This window comes from Bradyrhizobium sp. Mp27 (genome assembly GCF_029953005.1).
GTDB classification, from domain to species: Bacteria; Pseudomonadota; Alphaproteobacteria; order Rhizobiales; family Xanthobacteraceae; genus Bradyrhizobium; species Bradyrhizobium barranii.
Genome location: NZ_JASAUS010000096.1, coordinates 1 through 23,118, shown reverse-complemented (window position 1 = coordinate 23,118; position 23,118 = coordinate 1). Strand labels below are relative to the sequence as shown.

General features: G+C 64.6%; 19 protein-coding genes, 2 pseudogenes and 2 riboswitches. Of the genes and pseudogenes, 9 read left to right on the top strand and 12 right to left on the bottom strand.

The window, feature by feature from the left end:
• Window positions 1–48: 48 nt before the first annotated feature.
• From QJT78_RS34210 to QJT78_RS34200, 3 genes are all read left to right on the top strand, one after another.
• Window positions 49–786, top strand: a complete 738-nt coding sequence (locus QJT78_RS34210) for a molybdopterin-binding protein (RefSeq protein ID WP_028150008.1) — start codon at window positions 49–51, stop codon at window positions 784–786.
• A gap of 38 nt (window positions 787–824) precedes the next feature.
• Complete coding sequence (gpt, locus tag QJT78_RS34205) at window positions 825–1,352, top strand: xanthine phosphoribosyltransferase (RefSeq protein WP_028150009.1); 528 nt, start codon at window positions 825–827, stop codon at window positions 1,350–1,352.
• Window positions 1,353–1,492: 140 nt separating this feature from the next.
• Window positions 1,493–2,113, top strand: coding sequence for a hypothetical protein (locus QJT78_RS34200; RefSeq protein WP_028150010.1), 621 nt, complete (start codon window positions 1,493–1,495; stop codon window positions 2,111–2,113).
• A gap of 40 nt (window positions 2,114–2,153) precedes the next feature.
• Here QJT78_RS34200 and QJT78_RS34195 read toward each other — a convergent pair whose 3' ends face one another.
• Both QJT78_RS34195 and QJT78_RS34190 read right to left on the bottom strand, forming a co-directional pair.
• On the bottom strand, window positions 2,154–2,384 hold the full coding sequence (locus QJT78_RS34195) for a hypothetical protein (RefSeq protein WP_028150011.1): 231 nt from the start codon (window positions 2,382–2,384) through the stop codon (window positions 2,154–2,156).
• Window positions 2,384–3,406 (bottom strand): methionine synthase, encoded by a 1,023-nt coding sequence (locus QJT78_RS34190; RefSeq protein ID WP_028150012.1) that lies wholly within the window; start codon window positions 3,404–3,406, stop codon window positions 2,384–2,386. The genes QJT78_RS34195 and QJT78_RS34190 overlap by 1 nt, the downstream gene beginning before the upstream one ends.
• A gap of 122 nt (window positions 3,407–3,528) precedes the next feature.
• Between QJT78_RS34190 and QJT78_RS34185 the strand changes: the two genes are divergently transcribed.
• From QJT78_RS34185 to QJT78_RS34175, 3 genes are all read left to right on the top strand, one after another.
• Window positions 3,529–4,230, top strand: coding sequence for a glutathione S-transferase N-terminal domain-containing protein (locus tag QJT78_RS34185; RefSeq protein WP_028150013.1), 702 nt, complete (start codon window positions 3,529–3,531; stop codon window positions 4,228–4,230).
• Window positions 4,231–4,365: 135 nt separating this feature from the next.
• Complete coding sequence (locus QJT78_RS34180; protein ID WP_028150014.1) at window positions 4,366–4,974, top strand: 2-hydroxychromene-2-carboxylate isomerase; 609 nt, start codon at window positions 4,366–4,368, stop codon at window positions 4,972–4,974.
• Window positions 4,974–5,951 carry an NADPH:quinone oxidoreductase family protein gene (locus QJT78_RS34175; protein WP_028150015.1) on the top strand — a complete coding sequence of 326 codons (978 nt, stop codon included), beginning with the start codon at window positions 4,974–4,976 and terminating at the stop codon, window positions 5,949–5,951. Before QJT78_RS34180 ends, QJT78_RS34175 begins: the two co-directional genes overlap by 1 nt.
• Window positions 5,952–6,077: 126 nt before the next feature.
• On the opposite strand, the gene QJT78_RS34170 is transcribed toward QJT78_RS34175, so the two are convergent.
• The 9 genes and pseudogenes from QJT78_RS34170 to QJT78_RS34130 all read right to left on the bottom strand — a co-directional run bounded on the left by QJT78_RS34170 (window position 6,078) and on the right by QJT78_RS34130 (window position 17,935).
• Window positions 6,078–6,968, bottom strand: a complete 891-nt coding sequence (locus QJT78_RS34170; protein ID WP_028150016.1) for a crotonase/enoyl-CoA hydratase family protein — start codon at window positions 6,966–6,968, stop codon at window positions 6,078–6,080.
• A gap of 137 nt (window positions 6,969–7,105) precedes the next feature.
• Window positions 7,106–8,527, bottom strand: a complete 1,422-nt coding sequence (locus QJT78_RS34165; protein ID WP_028150017.1) for an amidase — start codon at window positions 8,525–8,527, stop codon at window positions 7,106–7,108.
• A gap of 2 nt (window positions 8,528–8,529) precedes the next feature.
• Window positions 8,530–9,693, bottom strand: coding sequence for a M20 aminoacylase family protein (locus QJT78_RS34160; RefSeq protein WP_028150018.1), 1,164 nt, complete (start codon window positions 9,691–9,693; stop codon window positions 8,530–8,532).
• Window positions 9,694–9,706: 13 nt separating this feature from the next.
• A complete protein-coding gene (locus tag QJT78_RS34155; protein ID WP_038944322.1) occupies window positions 9,707–11,212 on the bottom strand; it encodes a M81 family metallopeptidase in 1,506 nt (501 codons plus the stop codon).
• 213 nt (window positions 11,213–11,425) lie between these two features.
• Window positions 11,426–13,075: an ABC transporter ATP-binding protein gene (locus tag QJT78_RS34150; RefSeq protein WP_028150020.1), complete on the bottom strand. Its 1,650-nt coding sequence runs from the start codon at window positions 13,073–13,075 to the stop codon at window positions 11,426–11,428.
• Window positions 13,076–13,089: 14 nt separating this feature from the next.
• Window positions 13,090–13,977, bottom strand: a complete 888-nt coding sequence (locus tag QJT78_RS34145) for an ABC transporter permease (protein WP_028150021.1) — start codon at window positions 13,975–13,977, stop codon at window positions 13,090–13,092.
• A gap of 20 nt (window positions 13,978–13,997) precedes the next feature.
• Window positions 13,998–14,939, bottom strand: coding sequence for an ABC transporter permease (locus QJT78_RS34140; protein WP_014494267.1), 942 nt, complete (start codon window positions 14,937–14,939; stop codon window positions 13,998–14,000).
• Window positions 14,940–15,120: 181 nt separating this feature from the next.
• Window positions 15,121–16,422 (bottom strand): D-amino acid dehydrogenase, encoded by a 1,302-nt coding sequence (locus tag QJT78_RS34135; RefSeq protein ID WP_028150023.1) that lies wholly within the window; start codon window positions 16,420–16,422, stop codon window positions 15,121–15,123.
• Between the two features lie 67 nt (window positions 16,423–16,489).
• Window positions 16,490–16,604: riboswitch (glycine riboswitch) on the bottom strand.
• Window positions 16,605–16,607: 3 nt separating this feature from the next.
• Window positions 16,608–16,711, bottom strand: a riboswitch (glycine riboswitch).
• 95 nt (window positions 16,712–16,806) lie between these two features.
• A pseudogene (locus QJT78_RS34130) lies at window positions 16,807–17,935 on the bottom strand (M20/M25/M40 family metallo-hydrolase).
• A gap of 267 nt (window positions 17,936–18,202) precedes the next feature.
• Here QJT78_RS34130 and QJT78_RS34125 point away from each other — a divergent pair.
• Both QJT78_RS34125 and QJT78_RS34120 read left to right on the top strand, forming a co-directional pair.
• Complete coding sequence (locus QJT78_RS34125; RefSeq protein ID WP_028150025.1) at window positions 18,203–19,813, top strand: ABC transporter substrate-binding protein; 1,611 nt, start codon at window positions 18,203–18,205, stop codon at window positions 19,811–19,813.
• Between the two features lie 213 nt (window positions 19,814–20,026).
• Window positions 20,027–21,622 (top strand): glycosyltransferase family 39 protein, encoded by a 1,596-nt coding sequence (locus QJT78_RS34120; RefSeq protein WP_240537682.1) that lies wholly within the window; start codon window positions 20,027–20,029, stop codon window positions 21,620–21,622.
• A 203-nt stretch (window positions 21,623–21,825) separates the two neighbouring features.
• Here the strand turns inward: QJT78_RS34120 and QJT78_RS34115 are convergent.
• A pseudogene (locus QJT78_RS34115) lies at window positions 21,826–22,984 on the bottom strand (multidrug effflux MFS transporter).
• Between QJT78_RS34115 and QJT78_RS34110 the strand changes: the two are divergent.
• Window positions 22,914–23,096: a hypothetical protein gene (locus tag QJT78_RS34110; RefSeq protein ID WP_281460429.1), complete on the top strand. Its 183-nt coding sequence runs from the start codon at window positions 22,914–22,916 to the stop codon at window positions 23,094–23,096. The pseudogene QJT78_RS34115 and the gene QJT78_RS34110 overlap by 71 nt on opposite strands.
• The last annotated feature ends 22 nt before the right edge of the window (window positions 23,097–23,118 follow it).

The window sequence follows — 23,118 nt, the reverse complement described above, 5'->3', positions numbered from 1 at the left end:
AACGCGTTACCTCGGCAAAGTCGGGCCGACAGGTGAGGGACTTAAGGTATGAGCGACATCGTCACGGCGGGCATTCTGGTCATCGGGGATGAAATCCTGTCCGGCCGCACCAAGGACAAGAATATCGGCTTCATCGCCGAATACCTGACCAATATCGGCATCGACCTGAAGGAAGTCCGGGTCGTCTCCGACGACGAGGACGATATCATCGCCGCGTTGGATGCACTGCGGAAACGCTACACCTATGTCTTCACCACCGGCGGCATCGGGCCAACCCATGACGACATCACTGCCGACAGCGTCGCCAAGGCGTTCGGCGTCGGCATCGACCACCATCCGGAGGTCGTTGCCCGCTTCCGCGAGCGCTGGAGCGAGCAGGACCTCAACGAGGCCCGCCTGCGCATGGCCCGGATCCCCGACGGCGCCGAGCTGATCCAGAGCGCCACCATCCTCGCCCCCGGCTTCAAGATCGGCAACGTCATCGTGATGGCCGGCGTGCCCTCGATCATGCAGGCGATGATGGACATCGTCTCGCCCAAGCTGAAATCTGGCGTGCGCATGCTGTCCGAATCGGTCCGCGCCAATGCGCGGGAGGGTGACATCGGCAGCCCGCTGCGCGCGATCGCCGCCGCCCATCCCGACACCATCATCGGCAGTTATCCGTTCATGGACGAAGAGCAGAAGCCGAACACCAATCTGGTGGTGCGCTCGCGCGACGCGGACAAGCTGGCAGCGGCGATGGCGGCGGTGAAGGAAATGCTGGCGGGATTGAACATCACCCGGTAGCAGAATGGCTGCCGGATGAAGATTGGCAGGAGACAACAATGGCTGGTGAAGCACCGGAGCTGAGCGCGCAGGAGCGGGCCGGCAAGGCCTTTCCCGTTTCGTGGGACCAGTTCCACCGCGACTGCCGGGCGTTGACCTGGCGGCTCAACGAGGTCGGCCCGTTCCACGCCGTCATCGCGATCACCCGCGGCGGGCTGGTGCCGGCCGCGATCGTGGCACGCGAGCTCGGTGTCCGCATCATCGATACGGTCTGCATCGCCAGCTACGACCACGACAAGCAGGGCGAGCTCCAGGTCCTCAAGGGCATGTCCGAGGCGGCGATGAAGCTCGGCGGCGGCACCGGCAAGGGGCTTCTGATCGTCGACGACCTCGTCGACACCGGCAAGACCGGCAGGCTGGTGCGCGACATGCTGCCCGATGCGCATTTCGCCACCGTCTACGCCAAGCCGAAGGGACGCCCGCTGGTCGACACCTTCATCACGGAAGTCTCGCAGGACACCTGGATCTTCTTCCCCTGGGACACCGCGCTGTCCTACCACCCGCCGCTGCGCGACGGCGCGGCGTGAGGATCGCCGTCATTGCGAGGCGCGACTTGTCCGCCGTAGCTCGAGGAGCGAAGGCGGAAGCGACGACGCAAGCCAGACGATTTCCGCAGACGCATTTCTGGGTTGCCTCGCTTCGCTCGCAATGACAGGTGGAGGTGGCCATGCCCCTGCAAAACCGTGTCACGCCAACCGGCGACATCATCGCCACGCCGCACCGGGGCCTGTTCGCCGGCAATCGTGGCATCATCCATGATCCCGCGACCAGGACGCTGCTCAAGAAGCGGTGGTCGTCGCCGGCCTGGCTCACCTGTGTTTGCGAATTCCGCGGACGCCGCCGCGAGGTGATGGCGACGCATAGCTGGACCGAGCTGTTCTTCCTCGACGAGGCCACCGCGCTCGCCGCCGGCCATCGCCCCTGCTTCTACTGCCGTCGTGACGATGCCAATCGCTTCCGGGCTGCGTGGGAGAAGGGCAACCGCGTCCGTGATGTCCGCATGCACGATATCGACACGGTGCTGCACCACGAGCGGCTCGATCACGGCAAGAAGCGGCTTCACGCGCTGCTGGTGCCGCTCGAGCAGCTTCCAGACGGCGCAATGCTGCAGCAGGGCGAGGAAAGCTTTCTGCTGATGCAGGGCGGAGCGTTGTTGTGGTCGGCGGCGGGATATGTTGGAGGCGCGCGAGAGCTCGACGATGCGCAGTTGCTGACCCCGCCATCGACGCTGCGTGCGATGAGCGCCGGCTATGAGGTCACGCTGCACCCCAGCGCACACCGCGCCTGACCGTCCCCGCGAGGGGGAAGGGAACGCAGCGAGCGTGTGGCTATTTCAGCGGCCGCCCTTGCTCATCCACTGTCGTCCGCGCATCGCGCAGCGCCCATTCGCGGATGATCTGGCGGCAGCGGGTGGGCTCGGCCTCGGTTGCCGTACCCGTATCCTTCGACGCACGCTCGACCATGGCCTTGCAATTCAGCAGCACGGAGCGATCCTCCGCGCGCGCAGCGAATGTGATCGCCGCAAGAGCCGTGACGACGAGTGCCGTTCGGAGCACCATCACCCCAGCTTCTCGCGCGCCAGCGCGGCACCGGCGCCGAGCGCCATCAGCTTGGCCTCGGCGATCTCGCGCCGCATCGGCGCCATGCCGCAATTGGTAGTGGCGATGATGTTGCTCTTGGGAACGAACTTCGACACCGCGTCGATCACCTGCACGACGTCCTCGGCCGTCTCCACCGTGTCGCTGGCGACGTCGATCACGCCGGCCTGCACGATCTTGGTCTTGAGCAGCGCGAGCAGGTCGAGCGGCACCTTCGAATTGAGGCACTCGATTGCGACCTGCTGGATCGGGCTCGCGTCGATCGCAGGAAAGATCTGCTCGTACTGCCGCCACTGCGCGCCGAGCGTCTCCTTCCAGTCGGTATTGGCCTTGATGCCGTAGCCGTAGCAGATGTGCACGGCGGTGGCGCAGGTCAGCCCCTGTGCGGCACGCTCCAGCGCCTTGATGCCCCAGTCGTTGACCTCGTCCATGTAGACGTTGAAGGCGGGCTCGTCGAACTGCACGAGATCGACGCCGTCGGCCTGCAATGCCTTGGCTTCCTCGTTGAGGAGATCGGCGAAGGCAAAGGCCATCTTGACGCGATCACCGTAGTAGCGGTCCGCAATCGTGTCGATGATGGTCATCGGGCCAGGCAGGGTGAACTTCAGCTTCTTTTTCGTATGCGCCCGCGCCACGCGCGCCTCGTCGGCATGGACACGACCCTTGAGCTGAAGCGGCGCGACCACCTGCGGCACCATCGCCTTGTAGCGGTCCTTGCGGATGCCCATCTCGACCTTGTGGGCGAAATCGATGCCGTCGATCTTCTCGAGGAAGCCGTGCACGAAATGCTGGCGGGCCTGCTCGCCCTCCGTGACGATGTCGATGCCGGCATCCTCCTGGACCTTGACGGCAAGCATCGTCGCGTCGCGCTTGGCGCGGAGAAGCTCGTCGCCTTGCGACTTCCAGGGTGCCCAGAGCATGTTCGGCTCGGCGAGCCATTCCGGCTTCGGCAAGGAGCCGGCGATCGTGGTTGGAAACAGCATGGCGGCTCTCCCGGCAGGTTGTGTTGCGCCCCTTCCTGCCATGTCTTAACGTCAAGGTACAGAACAACAAAAGTCGCTCTCTATTCCATCGGCGACGACAGGGAAGGGCCAAGGAAAAGGTCATGATCGACCTCTATTATGCGCCGACGCCGAACGGCTGGAAAATCTCGATCATGCTGGAGGAACTCGGGCTCCCCTATGACGTGAAGCCCGTCAATATCCGCACCGGCGAGCAGTTCAGCCCCGAATTTCTGGCGGTCTCCCCGAACAATCGCATTCCCGCGATCGTCGACCACGCACCCGCCGACGGCGGTGCGCCGTTCTCGGCGTTCGAGACCGGTGCGATCCTGATCTACCTCGCGGAAAAGACCGGCCGCTTCCTGGCCAGTGATCTGCGCGGCCGCTCGACGACCATCCAGTGGGTGATGTGGCAGATGGCGGGCCTCGGGCCGATGCTCGGCCAGCACGGCCATTTCGCGCTCTATGCTGCTGAAAAGATCCCTTATGCGATTGAGCGCTACCGCGACGAGGCCGCGCGGCTCTATGGCGTGCTCGACCGGCAGTTGGCCAAGACCGGCGCCTATGTTGCCGGCGACTATTCCATCGCGGACATCGCCTGCTTCCCCTGGACCATGACCCACAAGGCGCAGGGCTTTACGCTCGACGACTATCCGAACGTGAAACGCTGGTACGCCGAGGTGCGCGCAAGGCCGCCGGTGCAGGCGGGGCTTGCAATCGGCAAGTTTGTGAAGGAGCCGTTCGACGAGGAATCACGCAAGATCATGTTCGGCCAGCGTGCCAAGGAAGTGCTGGGAAAGAAATAATGCCCGTTCCTCATGGTGAGGAGGCGCATAGCGCCGTCTCGAACCATGAAGGCCCGACTTTCGCCTGCGGCCATCCTTCGAGACGGCCGCTATGCGGCCTCCTCAGGATGAGGTCTGTCAGTAAAGGGAAACGCCATGATCGAATTCTTCTTCGACTGCTCCAGCCCCTGGACCTACCTCGCCTTCCACAACATCCAGCCGCTGGCAAAGGAGCTGGGGGCCGAGATCATCTGGCGGCCGATCCTGGTCGGCGGCATCTTCAACACGGTCAATCCGAGCGTCTACGCGCAGCGCGAGACGCCGGTGCCGCTGAAGGCGCGCTACATGAAAAAAGACCTCGCCGACTGGTCGCGCTCGGCCGGCCTCGCGATCAAGATGCCGCCGACGGTGTTCCCGGTGAACAGCGTGAAGGCCATGCGCGGCTGCATCTGGCTGGGGAAAGACATGGCGCCGTTCGCCACTGCCGTGTTCGAGACCTATTGGGGCGGCGACAAGGACATCTCGCAGGACACCGTGCTCGCCGAGATCTGCAGGAAGGTCGGTGTCGATGAGCAGAAGTTCTTTGACGGCATCTCCGAGCAGGCAATCAAGGACCAGCTCAAGGCCAACACGGAAGAGGTCGTGGCACGCGGTGGCTTCGGCTCGCCGACGATCTTCGTGGGCAAGACCGACATGTACTTCGGCAACGACCGCCTGCCGCTGATCCGCGAGGCGCTCGAACGCAGCAAGGCGAGTGCGGCCTGATGGTGCGGGCTGTCGTCTGCCGCGAACTCGGCGCGCCCGAGACGTTGCGGCTGGAGGAGTTTCCGTCGCGCGCCGTCAAACCGGGTGAGGTGCGCGTTGCGATCCGCGCCGCCGGATTGAACTTTCCGGACGTGCTGATGGCGGCCGGCGAATATCAGCTCAAGCCGGAGCTGCCGTTTACGCCCGGCATGGAGGCCGCCGGCGACGTCACCGAGGTGGGCGCAGAGGCAAGCGGCGTCGCCGTCGGTGACAAGGTCATCGTGAAGATGCGCCATGGCGCCTTCACCGACGAAGCGGTGGTGACGCCGACGCAGCTAACGCCGATGCCGTCGACGTTCGACTATGCGGAAGCCGCGACCTATCTGGCCGGCCACGGCACCGCCTATCACGCGCTGATCGATCGCGGCCGGGTCGAGCCGGGCGAAGTGTTGCTGGTGCATGGCGCCGGCGGCGGTGTGGGGCTCGCCTCGGTCGAGATCGGCAAGATGTTGGGCGCAACCGTGATCGCGACGGCCTCCAGCGATGAGAAGCTTGCAATTGCGAAATCGCGCGGCGCCGATCATCTCGTGCGCTACGATCGCGAGCCGTTTCGCGATGCCGTCAAGCGCATCACCGATGGCCGTGGCGCCGACGTCGTGTTCGATCCCGTCGGCGGCGAGGTGTTCGAGAACTCGATGCGCTGCATCGCCTGGGGCGCGCGGCTGCTGGTGATCGGCTTTACCGGTGGCATCGGCTCGGCGAAGACAAACCTGCTGCTGATCAAGGGCGCCAGCGTGCTCGGCGTGCGTGCGGGTGAGGCGGTACGGAAAAACCCTGCGCTCGGCGAAGTGCGTCTGAAGGCGCTGCTGCAATGGGCGGAGGAGGGCAAGCTGCGCCCCAACGTCTCGCACCGCCTGCCGCTGCAGGATTATGCCAAAGCGATGCGGCTGTTGATCGACCGCAAGGCGATCGGCCGCGTGGCGCTGGTGATGGATTGACACTGTCATGCCCCGCGAAGGCGGGGCATCCAGTAATCACCAGCGATCATGATAATTTCCGCTGGTGGTTACTGGATCACCCGCCTTCGCGGGTGATGACAGCGGAGCAAAGCAAATAGCTTCGCGTCACTTGTACTCCCGCTCGCTCCACCATGGAAAATAATCCGGCATATCGCTCGACACCTTGTTCTTGAACTGCGCCGGACGCTTCTCCAGGAACGACACCACGCCTTCCCTAACGTCGTCCGAGCGGCCGCGGGTATAGATGCCACGGCTGTCGACCTTGTGGGCTTCCATGGGATCGTCGGCACCCATCATGCGCCACATCATCTGGCGGATCAGGGCGACCGACACCGGCGCGGTCTTGGCGGCGAATTCCTTGGCCAGCGCGCGGGCGGTCGGCAAGAGATCATCGGGAGCTACGACCTTGCTGACGAGGCGGCCGGCGAGCGCTTCCTGGGCCGGGAAGACGCGGCCGGAATAGCACCATTCCAGCGCCTGCGAGATGCCGACGATGCGCGGCAGGAACCAGCTTGAGGCGGCCTCCGGCACGATGCCACGCTGGGAGAACACGAAGCCGAAGCGCGCGGCATCCGAGGCGATGCGGATGTCCATCGCCAGCTGCATGGTGACGCCGATGCCGACGGCAGGGCCGTTGACTGCGGCGATCACGGGCTTCAGGCATTTGAAGATGCGCAGCGTCACCTGACCGCCGCCATCGCGCACCTGCGGATCGCTGTAATCGACCTTGCCGTCTGCGAAACGCTTCACCGGCCCGCGCCGCGCATCGCGATCGAAGGTATCAGCGCCCGAGGAAAGATCGGCGCCTGCGCAAAAGCCGCGGCCGGCGCCGGTGACGATGATGGCGCGGACGTCGTCGTCCTTGTCGGCGGCGTCGAACGCGTCGATCAGCTCGGCCTGCATCTGCGCGTTGAAGGCGTTGAGCTTGTCGGGCCGGTTCAGCGTGATGGTGAGGATCTGCTCGGCGACCTCGTATTTGATGGTCTCATACGCCATGGTGGTTTCCTTCCTTGCCGTGAATTCTGTCTCGAAGAGACGTCATGCATGGTCGCCAGCATCCGTCTTGCGCGGACTGGGCATATGGCGGCCGTTCGGACGTGGATGGCCGGGACAAGCCCGGCCATGATGGGATGCTACTCCGCCGGCGGGCTCGGCCAGGGCTTCTGTGCGCTGCGCAGGCCTTCAAAAGCCTTGGCCATGCCGAGCACGCCGATATCGTCGAAGCGGCGGCCGACGATCTGCACGCCGATGGGAAAGCCGTTGGCGTCGAAGCCGCCGTTGATGGAAACCGCGGGGTTTTCCGACATATTCCACGGCACGGTATAGCAGATGTGCTCGAACGGCCTCATGGGATCGTTGGTGGGTGAAGCCCAGTCCGCCGGATAGTTCACGTTCGGCGCGGTCGGCGAGATCACGTAGTCGAGCTCGCAGAACAGCTTTGACGCGGCAGCGCGGATCGCCATGGTCTGGTTGAAGCCGCGGATCACGTCGACGCCCGAGAGCTTTGCGCCGGGTGCGCCCCATTTGAAGATGTAGGGCAGCACCTTTGCCTGTTCTGCCGGCGTCAGCTTGGCCAGATCGTCCCACATCCGCGCGCGCCAGAAATTGTCGAGGCCGTCGAGCATCTCGCGGGTCAAAATGCCGTCGACCTCGGTGACGACGCTACCTGCGGATTCGAACGCCTTTGCGGCTTTCACCGCGACATCGCGGACCGGCCTTTCTGCCGGCAGGCCGACGCCGGCATCGAGCATCAAGCCGATGCGCAGTTTGCGCGGGGATTTCTCCAGTCCCTTCCAGTTGAGAGGCTCGGCGGGCAGGCTCATGCCGTCGCGCCGGTCGGGCTTTGCAATCACGCTCATCATCAGCGCGCAATCGTCGACCGTGCGGGTCATGGGACCGGCGACACGGCCGACATAGGTCGGGTCGATCGGCACGCGGCCAAAACTCGGTTTCAGGCCGACGAGGCCGCACCAGCCCGCAGGCAGGCGGACCGAGCCGCCGATATCGGTGCCGAGATGCAGCGGACCGTAGCCAGCCGCAGCCGCCGCGCCGGCCCCCGCGCTGGAGCCGCCGGGATTCTTGGAGAGGTCCCAGGGATTGCGTGCCAGCGCATGGAAGCTGGAGAGGCCCGAGGACAGCATGCCGTAATCGGGCATGGTGGTTTTTGCGAAGATGATCGCACCGGCCTCGCGCAGTCGCGCAGCGGGCGGGGCGTCCTTCTCGGCCGGCACGAGCTTCACGCTCGCAGCGCCGAGCGGCACCGGCACGCCCTTGGTCGCGATGTTGTCCTTCACCGTCACAGGCACGCCGTCGAGCGCGCCGGAAGGTTCGCCCCCGCTCCAGCGCGCGGTCGAGGCCTTCGCGGCCTCGCGCGCGCTGTCGGGATCGAACGCGTAGAGCGCCTTGAGGTGAGGTTCCCACGCAGCGACGTGCGCAAGCACGTCCTCCAGCACCTCGCTCGGCGAGAATTGCTTGGCGCGATAGCCCGCAATCAGATCGACCGCGGAGAGATCGTGCAGCGAGGTGACGGCCTCTTCGACGCTCTTTTTGTGCATTGCTAACCTACCGGCATGCGCGTTTCGATGATCCGGGCGAACATGCTGGCGCCGATCGGCAGGATCTTGTCGTCGAGCACGAAGCCGGGATTGTGCACGGGCACTGAGCCGTCGTGGCCGATCCAGAAATAGGCGCCGGGAATGGTTTGCAGCATGTCGGCGAAATCCTCGCTGCCCATCTTCGGCTGGGCGCGGGTGATCACGTTGGCGGGGTTGACGACGGTGCGCGCGACCTCCTCGACCACCTTGGACTGCTCGACCTGGTTGACCAGCACGCCGAAGGTGTCGCGGATGTCGGCTTCGATCACGCACTGATATGCGGATGCGATGCCGGCGCAGATCGTGCGGATGCGTTCGGCGATCAGGGCGCGGACTTCATCCGAGAAGGTGCGGATGGTGCCGCAGAGGTGCGCCTCGCCGGGGATGACGTTGTAGGCGGAACCGGCGTGAATCTGCGTGATCGAGATGACGGCGGCCTGCAGCGGCTCGACGTTGCGGCTGACGATGGTCTGGATCGCCTGCGCCAGCGTGGTCGCGATGATCACCGCGTCCTTGGAGCGTTCGGGCATCGCGCCATGCGCGCCGTAACCGGTGATGCGCAGGTCGAAGAAGTCGGCGCTGGCCATCGCCGGGCCGGGCAGGATCGCGATCTCGCCGAGGTTGAGGTCGGGCGCGTTGTGCAGGCCATAGAGCTCGTCGCAGGGAAACTTCTCGAACAGCCCGTCCTTGATCATCGCGCGCGCGCCGCCGAGGCCTTCCTCGGCCGGCTGGAAGATCAGGTGCACGGTGCCGTCGAAATTTTTGGTCTCGGCGAGGTAGCGCGCAGTGCCGAGCAGCATCGTGGTGTGGCCGTCATGGCCGCAGCCGTGGAAGCGGCCGGGGATTTTCGAACTCCATTTCAGATTGGTGTTCTCTTCCATCGGCAGGGCGTCCATGTCGGCACGAAGCCCGATGCGCTTGCTGCCCGAACCCTTGCCCTTGATGACGCCGATCACGCCGGTGCCGCCGAGACCGCGGTGCACCTCGATGCCCCAGCTCTTCAGCTTGTCGGCAACGATGCCGGAGGTGCGCACTTCCTCGAAGCCGATCTCGGGATGAGCATGAAGGTCGCGCCTGATAGCAGTGAGTTCGTCGGCAAAGCCGTCGATGCGGTCGATCGTGGGCATGTGTCCTGTCCGGTTAGCGTGATGGGGGCGTGAAAACGGGGCCGTTCGGCTTGATGCGGATGCCCGGCCGCAGGCGCGTCCAGGGCAGGGTGGCAGTGTCGGCCGGCATCGCGCCGGGCGCGGCGCAGATCATCAGCTTTTCCGCGATCGGCTCGAAATCGGCGCGGAAGTGCACCGAGCTCTTGTTGACCAGAATCTTCTGCGCGGTCGGCTCGATGCCGACATAGCGGTACATCGCCTGATCGGCGAGCTGCGCCTTGTGCGAGGAGACGACGACGCGGACATCCCCGATGCGCAGGCACGCGGAGGGACCCATCTCCATCTCGCGGCCACCGTAGTAGGGGCCGGGCGCGATGAAGCGGCCGTCGGAGAGCTTTTCGACGATGAAGGTCTCGCGATAGGGCTCATCGCCGGGAATGCCGGATTTGCCGCCGAGCGACAGCGTCACGGTGGCGCCGACGCCGGCTTCATGCGCGGCCTTGGCCGAGGCCGGATCGTAGATCACGCCGGTCGCGGCGCTCGCCTTGTTGCGTACCAGTGCGCGCAGCATGCCGGTGGTGTCGGAATCGCCGCCGGCGCCGGGATTGTCCTGGGTGTCGGCGATGATGATCGGCTTGCTGGCGCTCTTGGCGAGCTCCATCGCATGGCGCACGCCGTCGTCGGGCGACCAGATCTTGCCGTCGAAATCGTCCTCGTGGCTTTCGATCAGTTTGACGATCGCATCGGCCGCGCGGTCGGCATCGGCCTGCGTCTTGCCATAGGCGAACACGCTCGGGCCGCAGTCGCGGAAGTCGGCGGCGGGGAAGCCGGGCGCGAAGGACAGCGTCGGAACGGCGTCGCTCTCCAGCGCGGCCAGTTTCTCGTAGATGCCCTTGGTGGGAAAGTCATTGGTGCATTGCCAGCTGATCGCGATCAGGAACGGCAATTGGCGAAACGACTTTGCAAAGCGTTGCTTGGTCTGCAGCAGCAGGGCGAGGTGCCTTGCGGAGGCGCGGCCGGTCTCGGCCATGTCGACATGCGGATAGGTGCGGTAGGCGATCAGCGCGTCCGCGTGTTCCATCATCTTGGGCGTGACGTTGGCGTGCAGGTCGAGGCTGGCAACCAGCGGAACGTCCTTGCCGATGACGCGGCGCACGCGCGCCAAAATCTCGCCTTCGCCGTCGTCGAGATGCTCGGTCACCATCGCGCCATGCAGGTCGAGATAGACCGCATCGAGCGGGCCGGCGGCGACGATACCGTCGACCATCACCTTCACAATACGCTCGAAGGCGTCCCTGGTGACATGCGCCGACGGACTTGCGCCGCAGGCGATCGTCGGAATGAGGTTCCAGCCATTGGCTTCGGCGCTGTCGACGAAGCCGGCGAGGCCGACATTGATGCGGCGCATCACCTTCAATACGTCGGCGCCTTCCGTCATGGCCGGCCAGCCGCCGCCATGCTGGAAGTCCGCGAAAGTCGCCTTCGTCGGGGCGAACGTGTTGGTCTCGTGCAGGAAGCCGCCGACGGCGATACGTGTCATTAATTCTGGTCCAGCGTTTGAAAGTGCGCGACGTTAGCCTTGGCTTCGAGGCGGGGGCAAGCGAGGAGCCCATGCCGCCGCGCATGGCTTTAAGTCATTTTCGAATGATGATGGTCGCTACCTGTCATTGCGAGCGAAGCGAAGCAATCCAGACCGTCTCCGCAGAGGGACTCTGGATTGCTTCGCTACGCTCGCAATGACGAGTGGACAAACCTAAGCCGTAGCCGCGACGCCTTCCGACACCGGCCTGAAGTTCGCAAAATCCCAGCCGCGGCCCGGTGCGGCCTCCAGCAGCGCCCTGGTGTAGGCTTCCTTCGGATGCGTCAGCACCTCGGCGGCCGGGCCCTGTTCGACGACGCGGCCGTGCTGCATTACCACGACCTCGTCGCAGATCTGGGCTGCGACGCGCAGATCGTGGGTGATGAACAGGATGGCGATGCCGAGCCGGTTCTGGATCTCGTCGAGCAGTTCCAGCACCTGCGCCTGAACCGAGACGTCGAGTGCCGACACCGCTTCGTCTGCGACCAGCACGTCGGGGTCGAGCGCGAGCGCACGCGCAATGGCGATGCGCTGGCGCTGGCCGCCGGAGAACTGATGCGGATAGCGCGTCACTGCGTCCGCGGGCAGGCCGACGAGTTCGAGCAGTTCGCGCGCCCGCTTCATCGCATCGGCATGCGAGGTGCCGTAATTGATCGGGCCTTCCGCGATGCTCTCGCCGACGGTAATGCGCGGGTTGAGCGAGCGATAGGGATCCTGGAACACGATCTGGATCTTCTGCCGGTGCGGCTGGAGCAGGCGGCGCGAGATGTCGGCGATCTCGCGGCCGGCAAGGCGCACGCCGCCGGAGGTCGGATCGATCAGGCGCACGATGCACCGCGCCACCGTCGACTTGCCCGAGCCGCTCTCGCCGACGATGCCGAGCGTGCGGCCCTTGCGCAGCGTCAGCGTGACCTTATCGGCGGCAACGACCTCGCGGCCTTTGCCGAAGAAGGCGCGCTCCTTATAGACCTTGCCGAGCTCGTTGGCCTCCAGCACCACCGGCTCCTTGGTCTCGGGCCGCGCCGCGCGCGGCACCAGGCTCGGCACCGCTGAAAGCAAATTGCGGGTGTACTCCATGGTCGGGTTGCGCAGCACGGTCTCGAGCGGACCGGTCTCGACCAGCCGGCCCTGCCGCATCACGGCGACGCGGTCGGCGATCTCGGCCACCACGCCCATGTCGTGGGTGATGAACAGGACGGCCGTGCCGTGATCGCGCTGGAGGTCGCGGATCAACGTCAGAATCTGCTTCTGCGTGGTGACGTCGAGCGCGGTGGTCGGCTCGTCGGCGATCAGCAGCTTCGGTTCCAGCACCAGCGCCATCGCGATCATGATGCGCTGGCGCTGGCCGCCGGACAGGCGATGCGGATAGGAGGCGAAGATGCGCTCGACCTGGGGCAGGCGGACCTGCTCCATCATGTCGAGAATGCGCTTCTTCCGTGCCTTGGCGTCGAGATCGGTGTGGGCGCGCAGGACCTCGTCGATCTGGCGGCCGACCGGCACCACCGGATTGAGCGCGGTCATCGGCTCCTGGAAGATCATCGCCATCTGCGTCGCGCGGAGCTGGCGCAGCCGACGATCTGTCGCGGTGAGAATCTCTTCGCCGACCAGCTTGACGCTGCCGCCGGTCGGAACCAGCGTGCCCTTCGGCAGCAGGCCCATCGTGGTGAGCGAGGTCACCGACTTGCCCGAGCCGCTTTCGCCGACGAGACACAGTGTCTCGCCTTTGTGCACCTGGATCGAGATGCCGTCGATGATGTTGGCACTCTTCGGCTTCTTGCCGACGGAGACGACGAGGTTGTTGATGTCGAGGACTGGGTTGGTCATCACTTGATCCGTCATCACTTGCCCTCCCGCTGCTTCATGCGGGGATCGAGGGCGTCGCGGGCGGCGTCGCCGATCAGATTGATGCTGAGGATGGCGATCGAAAGCAGCAGTCCCGGCCAGAAGATCAGCGTCGGCTTGAGCTGAAAATACTGGCGGCCCTCGGCCATGATGTTGCCCCAGGTCGGCGTCTCCGGCGAGATGCCGGCGCCCAGGAAGGAGAGGATGGCCTCGGTCAGGATCGCGGAGGCGCAGACATAGGTGCCCTGGACGATCAGCGGCGCGATCGTGTTCGGCATCAGATGGCGCCACATGATCTTCGGCAGGCTGGAGCCGACCGAGATAGCGGCTTCCACATAAGGCTCCTCGCGTGCGGACAGCACGACCGAGCGCACCAGGCGTGCCACGCGCGGTATTTCGGGGATGGTGATCGCGACCAGCACGGTCCAGATGCTGGCGCCGGACAGCGACACCACGGCGATCGCGAGCAGGATGCTCGGCATCGCCATGAGGCCGTCCATGACGCGCATCAGGACGGCATCGACCAGCTTGAAGAAGCCGGAGACGAGGCCGATCGCAAGGCCGATGACGATCGACAGGATCGCCGAGCCGATGCCGATCAGGAGCGAGATGCGGCCGCCATAGATGACGCGCGACAAGAGGTCACGGCCATAGGCGTCGGTGCCGAGCAGGAACTGCGCCGAGGCCGGCTTCAGCCGCTGCGAGGGCGCAAGCTGGACCGGATCGTGCGGCGCGATCAGCGGCGCCAGGATCGAGACCAGCACGATCAGCGCGAGCAAGATCGTGGCCGCCGCGATGATCGGCGTCGAGGTGAGGAATCCGAATCGCGGCCGCAGTGGCGACGTGATCGGAATGGATGACTGGGGAAGGCTATCGACGGACATTTTTGTTGTTATCCTTAGCCCTAGTACCGGATCCGGGGATCGAGCAGCGTGTAAGCGACGTCGATCAGGAGATTGACGACGACATAGATCAGCGACGTCAGCAGGATCATCGCCTGGATGACGGGATAGTCGCGCGCCAGCACCGCGTCCACCGTGAGGCGGCCGATGCCGGGGATGTTGAACACGCTCTCGGTGACGACGACGCCGGAGATCAGCAGCGCAAAGCCGGTGCCGATCACGGTGATGACGGGCACCGCGGCATTGCGCAGCGCATGGCGCATCATCACGGCGACCTCGTTGATGCCCTTGGCGCGGGCGGTGCGGACGTAGTCCTCACCGAGCACGTCGAGCATCGCCGCGCGCGTCATGCGCGCGATCAGCGCGATGTAGATGAAGGAGAGCGCGCAGGTTGGCAGGATGATGCGTTCGAAGAACGGTCCAAAGCCGTTGAAGATGCTGCGGAAGCCCTGCACCGGCACCCAGCGCAGGTCGATCGCGAAGACCTCGATCAGGAGATAGCCGACCACGAACACCGGCACGGAGAAGCCGAGCACGGAGAGGCCCATCACGAAACGGTCGATCCAGGTGCCGTGCTTCCACGCCGCGATGACGCCCAGGGGCACGGCGACGATCACGGCGAGAATGATCGTCGAGAGCGCGATCGAGATCGACGGCTCGACGCGCTGGCTGATCATCTTCATGACTGGCAGGTTGGAGATCAGCGACGTCCCGAGATCGCCGTGCAGCAGCTTGTTCACCCAGGTGATGAATTGCACGATCAGCGGCTCGTTGAGGCCGAGCGAGTCACGGATGCGTTCCAGCCGTTCCGGGGTCGCGTTATCGCCGGCGAGAATGGCGGCGGGATCGCCCGGCGTCAGCCGCAGCAGGAGGAAGACGAACAGCGCGACGACGCCCATCACGGGCACCGCGGCCAGAACGCGGCGAATGAGATAACCTAGCATGCACCTATCTCCGGCTGCGGAACTTGCGGGGCCGCAAGGCCCCCGTGGAATCGGTTCTGTCTATCATGCACGCCTGTCACTCGGGCTGGAAAGCCGGCCGGAGAAGCCGACCTTTCGGGGCAAATTGTGTGCCAAGGGCAGGGCGGTCGCAAGAGGCCGCCGAGCCTCCGATATCGGCCACTCAGGATGCATGGCGGAACTCGCGCTCAACCCTGAGTGAGGGTGCGGTCGGCGGTGCGTTGAGCCCGCGCCAGCCGTCGATGGTACCGGCAATCATCTGCGCGGTCGCGGCCGACAAGGTCCAACCGAGATGGCCGTGGCCGGTGTTGAAGAACACGCCTGGCATCCGTCCTGCGCGCACGACGGGCATCATGTTCGGCATCATCGGCCGCAGCCCGGCCCAGGGCACGACCTTGGACGTTTCGACGCCGGGGAAGTTGCTGCGCACCCAGTCGACCAGCGGCTGCACGCGGTCGGCGCGGATGTCGCGGTTGAAGTCGTTGAATTCGGCGGTGCCCGCGACGCGGAAGCGATCGGCGCCGAGCCGGCTGGTAACGATCTTGGCGGCCTCGTCGAGCAGGCTCACGGTCGGCGTCGCATTGCGGCTTGCGGCAGTGTCGAGCTGAACGGTGATCGAGTAGCCCTTCACCGGATAGACGTTGACGCGTTCGTCGAGCAGGGCGGCGAAGTGACGGCTGGCCACGCCGGCGCAGATCACGACGCCATCCGCCTTCAGCATGCCGCGCGCGGATGCGACAGTGTCACTGGCCGAAAGATCAGCCCAGCCGATGACGAAGCCGCCACCTGCCTGGGCAATGGAATCGATGTTGGCTTCGTGGATAAAGGTCGCGCCGCGCCGCTTGCAGGCTTCCGCAAGTCCACGCGTGAACTTGTGGATATCGCCGGTCGCATCCGACGGCGTGTAGAAGCCGCCAAAATAGTCCTTGCGCAGCGTCGGTTCGATGGCGCGGATCTCCTGCGGCGTCACCGGGCGGCGATCGAGCCCGCCTTCCTTCAGCAGCGCATTGACCTGCAGGCCGGATTCAAAACCCTTCTTGTCGTGATAGATGTGCAGGATGCCGCGGCGTTCGAGATCGAAGTCGATGCCTTCGCGCTCCGCGATCTCGAACAGATGCTTGCGGGCTTCGATCGCGAGCCGCGTGGTCTGAACCGTGTTGGCGCGGTAGTTGCCGATATTGGCGACGAACTCGCTCATCCACGAATATTTGTGCCAGTTCGGCCGCGGATTCATCAGCAGCGGCGCATCGCGCCGGAACATCCAGCGCAGGCCTTTCAGGATCGTTGCGGTGCTGTTCCACACTTCGGCATTGCTGGCGGAGAGCTGTCCGCCATTGGCGAAGGAGGTCTCCATCGCGGCGTAGCGGTGCTTGTCGAGCACCGTCACTTTATATCCGCGTTCGAGCAGGGCATACGCAGTCGTTACGCCGGTGATGCCGGCGCCGATGATGGCGATATGGGTCATGGCAGGTTCGGGGCTCCCGTGAGTTAGGATAGGCTAACCGCCGGCCAAAGGCCGTTGGCGGCGCCCCATCTGTCACGGTTACCTGAGAGCTTGATCCGGTGCGGACCTCGGTGAGGTCAGCTCCGGACTATCCCCTTCGGTGGACGTCACGACCACATTGGCCGTGCCGCCTCTCTCCAGATCGTCCTGACGATACGGTCCTTTTGCCTGAGAGTTTCCGGGGCGGTTGCTCCGTCGGCGCCGCAACGAAAGCCTGAACTCTCGTTGCGATCTCTCCCGCATCGTCGCGTGGACAATCGAGCAGTACGATGCGCCTCATTTTTAGACAAGGCTAAATTTCAACCGCGACTGCCAACGCATTGTGCAGTGCGAAGTTGATTCAATTTACTCTAGCGTCGCCAGCAAGCCCGCCATCAGGCGCCCGCGTTCAACCAGGCTCTCGACCTCGATGAATTCTTCCAGCGTGTGGCCGTTGCCGCCGCGCACGCCGAGGCCGTCGAGCGTCGGGATGCCCATCGCGCCGGTAAAGTTGCCGTCGGAGCCGCCGCCGGAGCTCGCATGCGGTAGCTCAGTGCCGAGCGATTTGGCGATGCCGCGCGCCTTCTCATAAAGCGCCATGGTACCGGCATCCGGCTCCCATACGGGGCGCGTGACGCCGCGCGTCACCTTGAACGTGACATCATTGGTCGTGCCCGACAGCGCCAGCATCCGCTCGACGCCGCGGTCGAGATCGGCCTGGCGCGGCCATCGACAGCGCCTCGCCGGTGGCGGTCGTGGCAACGCAATTGACCCATTGTCCGCCGTGCACGACGCCGACCGAGAAAGTGCAATCCTCCGTCGTCATCGCGTCGATGGCGAGGATCTGCCGCGCCATCTCGCGGATCGCCGAGCGTCCGGCCGACAATGTCGCGCCGGCATGGCTCGGCCGGCCCGTCGCTTCCAGATTGAAACGCGCGATGGCGTAACGTCCGGTGGTGACACCGTTGTCGGCGCGGCCCGGTTCGGGCACCAGCACATATTTGTTGCGCGCGGCCTCCGCCTCGATGATGTCGCGCGTCGAGGGCGTGCCGACTTCCTCGTCGGGCGTAAACAGCACGGTGATCGGCAGCGGCGTGGTGAAGGAAGCACGTGCCAGCTGTCGGATCGCTTCGAGCGAAAGGTAGTTGCCACCCTTCATGTCATAGATGCCGGGGCCGTAGCACTTGTTGCCCTCGCGCCGCCATTTCAGCTTCTCGATGGTGCCGACCGGGTGGACGGTATCCATGTGCCCGGCGATCAGAATGCCCGGCTCGCCCTGTTTCGGATGCGGGAAGCGCGCGCGGATGACGCCGCCAAAGCCCTGCCGGCCGCCGATGCGTTCGATCGTCGCACCCATGATCGCCATATCCCGCGCTGCGATATCGAGCATGCGGTTCACGGCGCCTGCGTCCCAGGTCGGGCTCTCGCATTCCACCCAGGTGCGCAGGCCCTCGAGCATCGCCTCGGAATCGAAGGGAAGATTGGCTGGATTCATCTTAATGTCTCTCAGGCTTCGAAAGATGGAACGCGCATTGCATTGGCGCGGACGGGACTGGCGGAAAGCGTTGTAGAGCCAAACCGATCTTTGTGGAGCCCGTGAGCACGCCGCTTGGGGCTGCAGCGAAACCGGATTGACGCGCTCAGCACTGTCTGCAAGTCTCGAAAGACAAAGGCATCGCATGAGGTTAGTTCGCCTAAAGAACGAACCGAATGCTCAACCAATAACCTGCCTTTGAACAGTTTCACGTCAGGAGAAACTTTTATGTTGAGCTTGATGCGCCGGGGGCGTCGCGCGTTCGCCTCCACACTTGCGCTATCGGTCGTTGCGCTTTCGACGGCGATGGCCTCGCCGGTACTTGCCGCCGCCAGCAAGACCATCACCGCGGTGATGCATTCGGATCTGCGCATCATCGATCCGATTTTCACCACCGCCTACATCACGCGTGACCATGGCTACATGGTCTACGACACGCTGATCGCGACGGACTCGAATTTCAAGATCCAGCCGCAGATGGCGGACTGGAAGATCTCCGACGACAAGCTCACCTACACCTTCACGCTGCGCGACGGCCTGAAGTGGCACGACGGTACGCCGGTGACGGCGGAAGACTGCGCCGCTTCGCTGAAGCGTTGGGCCGCGGTCGACGGCATGGGCCAGCAGATGATGCAGTTTACTGCGAGCATCGAGGCGACCGACCCCAAGACGATCACGCTGAAGCTGAAGGAGCCCTACGGCCTCGTGCTCGAATCCATCGGCAAGCCGTCCTCGCGCGTCGCCTTCATGATGCCGAAGCGTCTCGCCGAAACGCCGCCGGACAAGCAGATCCCCGAGCAGATCGGCTCGGGTCCGTTCAAGTTCGTGCAGGGTGAATTCCAGCCCGGCGTGAAGGCGGTGTACGTCAAGAACACCGACTACGTGCCGCGCAAGGAGGCGTCGAGCTGGACTGCCGGAGGCAAGGTGGTCAAGGTCGATCGCGTCGAATGGATCACCATGCCGGATGCGCAGACCGCAGTGAACGCGCTGCAATCGGGCGACATCGACTTCATGGAAGTGCCGCCGTGGGATCTGCTGCCCGTGCTTGAAGGCAATGCCGACCTTAAGACCGAGACGCTGAACAAGTTCGGCTACCAGACCCTTGGGCGCATGAACTTCCTCTATCCGCCCTTCGACAATCCGAAGATCCGCCGTGCCGCACTTCTGGCGATGAACCAGAAGGACGTGCTCGACGCGCTCGTCGGCAATCCCAAATACTACAAGATCTGCGGTGCGTTCTTCATCTGCGATACGCCGTTCGCGACCGACGTCGGCTCGGAATCGCTGGTCAAGGGCAACGGCATGGCGGAAGCCAAGAAGGCGCTCGCCGAGTCCGGCTATGACGGCACGCCCGTCGTGGTCATGGTGCCCGGCGACGTCGTGACGCTGAAGGCGCAGCCGACGGTCGCGGTGCAGTTGCTCCGCGAAGCCGGCTTCAAGGTCGACGCGCAGGCGACCGACTGGCAGACGGTGGTCAGCCGGCGCGCCAGCCAGAAGCCTCCGAAGGAGGGCGGCTGGAACATGTTCTTCACCAACTGGGTCAGCGCCGACGTGTCCAACCCGATCGCCAATCTGTCGATCGGCGGGCAGGGCAAGAAGGGCTGGTTCGGCTGGGCGGAAAACGCCAAAATCGAGAAGCTCAAGGACGACTTCGTCCGCGCCGCCTCGCTCGACGATCAGAAGAAGATCGCGACCGAGATCCAGAAGGAAGCCTATGACCAGGTGATCTACGTGCCGCTCGGCCAGTATCTGGCGCCGAGCGCGTGGCGGAAGTCGCTCACCGGCGTGCTCGACGGCCCGGCGACGCCGCTGTTCTGGAACATCGACAAGACCGAGTAAAGCGAGGGCGCGCCAGCGCGCCTTCCCCGATCGTTACACGGCGTCGCTGTCATCAGCGGCGCCGTTTTCGTTTGTCAGCCTCGCGTCAGCTTTTAACTCTTCCAGTGTTCAATCATTGCTATTTGTTTCTGGCTTGAAATAGATGTGCGCAGTTTGCGCATCACTTCCTTCCTGCATTTGAGTCCCGTGTCGATTGATTTTGCATTTCGGGCGATGGCCGAGCGGTCCGATCGCGCGCCGGCGCGATGGCGGCGGCCTTTCCTGCGCTGGCTCGACGGCGTCGAGACGGGCTGGGCCGTGCCGCTTCTCATTGTGTGCTTCGTCGCGCTCTGGACGATCTATCTGGCCGTCGCCTATGCCGGCAGCGGCCTGCACCCCGATACCCTCGAGGCCTGGACGCTCGGGCGCCGTTTCGCGTGGGGGTACCACAAGCATCCGCCGCTGATGGGCTGGGTTACGGCGGTGTGGACCTCCGTCTTCCCGCTCAGCGACTGGTCGCTGCAATTGATGGCGATGGCCAATGCCGGGCTCGCCCTGTTTTTCGTCGACCGGATCGCACGGCAGTTTGTGACCGGGCACAAACGCATCCTGGTGCTGCTGCTCCTGATGCTGACGCCGGCCTATCAATTCCACGCCCAGCGCTTCAACGCCAATGCGGTGCTGCTTGCGCTCTGGCCGCTCGCGACCTGGTGTTTTCTGCGCGCGTTCGAGACCCGCAGCGCGGCCTGGGCGGTCGCCGTAGGATGCACGACGGCGCTGGCGATGGTTGGCAAATATTACTCGGTCTTCCTCGTGGCGAGCTTTGCATTTGCCGCGCTGGCTCATCCCGCGCGCCGCGCCTATTTCACGTCCGCTTCGCCGTGGATATCGGTCGTGGTTGGGCTCGCGATGTTGTCGCCGCACATCTATTGGCTCGCGACGACGGGCGCGTCGGCCTTCACCTACGCGATGACGCACGCCAACGGCAACTTCGTGAGCTCGCTCGGCGAGGTGCAGAACTTCCTGCTCGGACTCCTGGCGGCCATCAGCGTATCGGCCGTCTTCTGGGTGATCATCGCCGGCACACGGCTGAGACAATTTGCGGCCGACTTCGCCGCGATGAGCTCCGGCCTGCGGCTTCTTTTTTACGTTGCGATCGGCACGATCGTGCTGCCGGTCCTGACGTCGCTGGCGATGGGCACCGATCTGCCGTCGCTATGGGCGTTGCAAGGGCTGTTCCTGTTCGTCGTGCTGATCGTTTGCGGCACGCGCTACCCGATCGAAAGATTCTACACCGTCAACGTCACGATCATCACCGCAATCGTTGGGCTCGCCGCTGTCGTCGTCGCCGCCCCGATTCACGCCATCTATCGCAACAATCACGGCTACGAAGAGGGCCGGAATTTCTACGAGCAGGTAGCCAGTGAGCTCACCCGGGAATGGCACGAGCTGACCGGCGAGCCCCTCAGCGCCGTCAGTGGCGACGATTCCTTGGCCTTTGCGACCGCGTTCTACAGTCCGGACCATCCGTATTACGCGCGGCCGTTCGAGTTTCAGTACACGTGGGGCATGCCGCGAAAGACGACATTGGATCGCGGTTGGGCCGCGCTCTGTTTCAGCGGCCAGGACTATTGCGGCAGGTGGATGGAGTCCGTGTCCGCGCGCGCCGAGCATTTCGTCAGGCGCCAGTTCACCGTGCAGGCGACGCTATGGGGCAAGCCCGGCCTGACACGGGACGTGGTCGTGCTGATCGTACCGCCGAGAACAAGCAGCGCGACGCCCGAGAGCGCCGCGCAGGACTTCAGCGCCAGCAGGCGCCTGACGGACTAGGCTTTGCGCTCAGCAGTGGCTGTCGCGGATCCGCTCGAGGCCTTCGCTCGCGAAGGGGGGAGTGAACGCAGTTCGGTCGGCGTCCGACGTCGGGTGTTCAGTTTCCGCCCGATCCGGGGTGGTGTTGTCTTCGCGATGTTCCGGTTCCATGAGGCGGCCTTTCGAACTGCTGCAGTACAACATCGATGCGGCCGGGAAGTTCCTCAGGCGATGGGACGATGATGCGGCTTGAACAGCCGTCCCTTTTCCACCACCAGCACGATCGCAAGCGCTGCCAGCGTCGACAGGAAGAAGCCGACCGAGAACGGCAGCAGCGTGCCGTCGAAACTCTGCCCGATCGCCATGCCGACGACGATGCCGATCAGCGTCGTGATCGAGCCGTAGAGCGAGGAGGCGGTGCCCGCGATGTGGCCCTGCGGCTCCATGGCCAGTGCGGTGAAGTTCGCGACCATCATGCCGAACGAGAACATCATCAGGGCGGACAGCACCATGAACAAGGAGAGCGGCAGCATGCCGAGGCTTTCCGTCAGCAGCATCACGCCCGCAACCGCGGTGTAGAGCGTCAGCGCGCCGTGCGAGATCACGCGCATGCCGAGCCGCCCGACCAGCTTCGCATTGAGGAAACCGGCGATGGCGGTGCCGGCCGCGATCGCGGCGAAGGCAATCGGGAAATAGTGGCCGAGATGATAGATGCCGGTGAAGACCTGCTGCGCCGAGAAGACATAGGCAAAGAGCGCGCCTATCACGCTGCCGGCGGCCGTCGCATAGCCGATGGTCTGGCGGTTGGTCACGGTCTGCCGGAACGCCGAGAGCACGTCGGCGGGCGCCAGCGACCTGCGTTCGGACTCGGGAAGGGTTTCAGGCAGCCGCAGCACGCTCCATGCGAGCGCGAGCAGCCCGTAGAGCATCAGGACGACGAAGATGCCGCGCCATTGCGTGACCAGTAGCACCGCCTGCCCGAACGAGGGCGCGATCACGGGCACCGCGATGAATACCATCATGGCGAGCGACATCACGCTCGCCATCCGGCGGCCGACATAGCAGTCGCGCACGATCGAGGTCGCGATCACGCGCGTTGCCGATGTGCCGAGCCCCTGCAGCGCGCGCGCCAGCAGCAGCGTCTCGAACGAGGGCGCGGCGACCGCCAGGACGCTCGCCACCGCATAGACCGCCATGCCGCCGAGCAGCACCGGGCGACGCCCGAAGCGGTCCGACAACGGGCCCATGACGAACTGGCCGGCACCGAAGCCGATCAGGAAGGTCGAGAGTACCAAGATGGTTGGCGTTGGGAATGGCGAAGGCTGCCCCGATGTTGGGCAGCGCCGGCAGCATCATGTCCATCGCAAGCGGATTCAGCGCCATGATGGACGCGATCACGATGACGAACCCCGTGGGTCGGTCAAAATCCCCCGGGTATGGTCACTTGAAACTCCCCCACCTGATGATCGCCGTCAGCGCCGCTGAACAGCAGTAGCCGGTCAGGCAGGACGTTTATG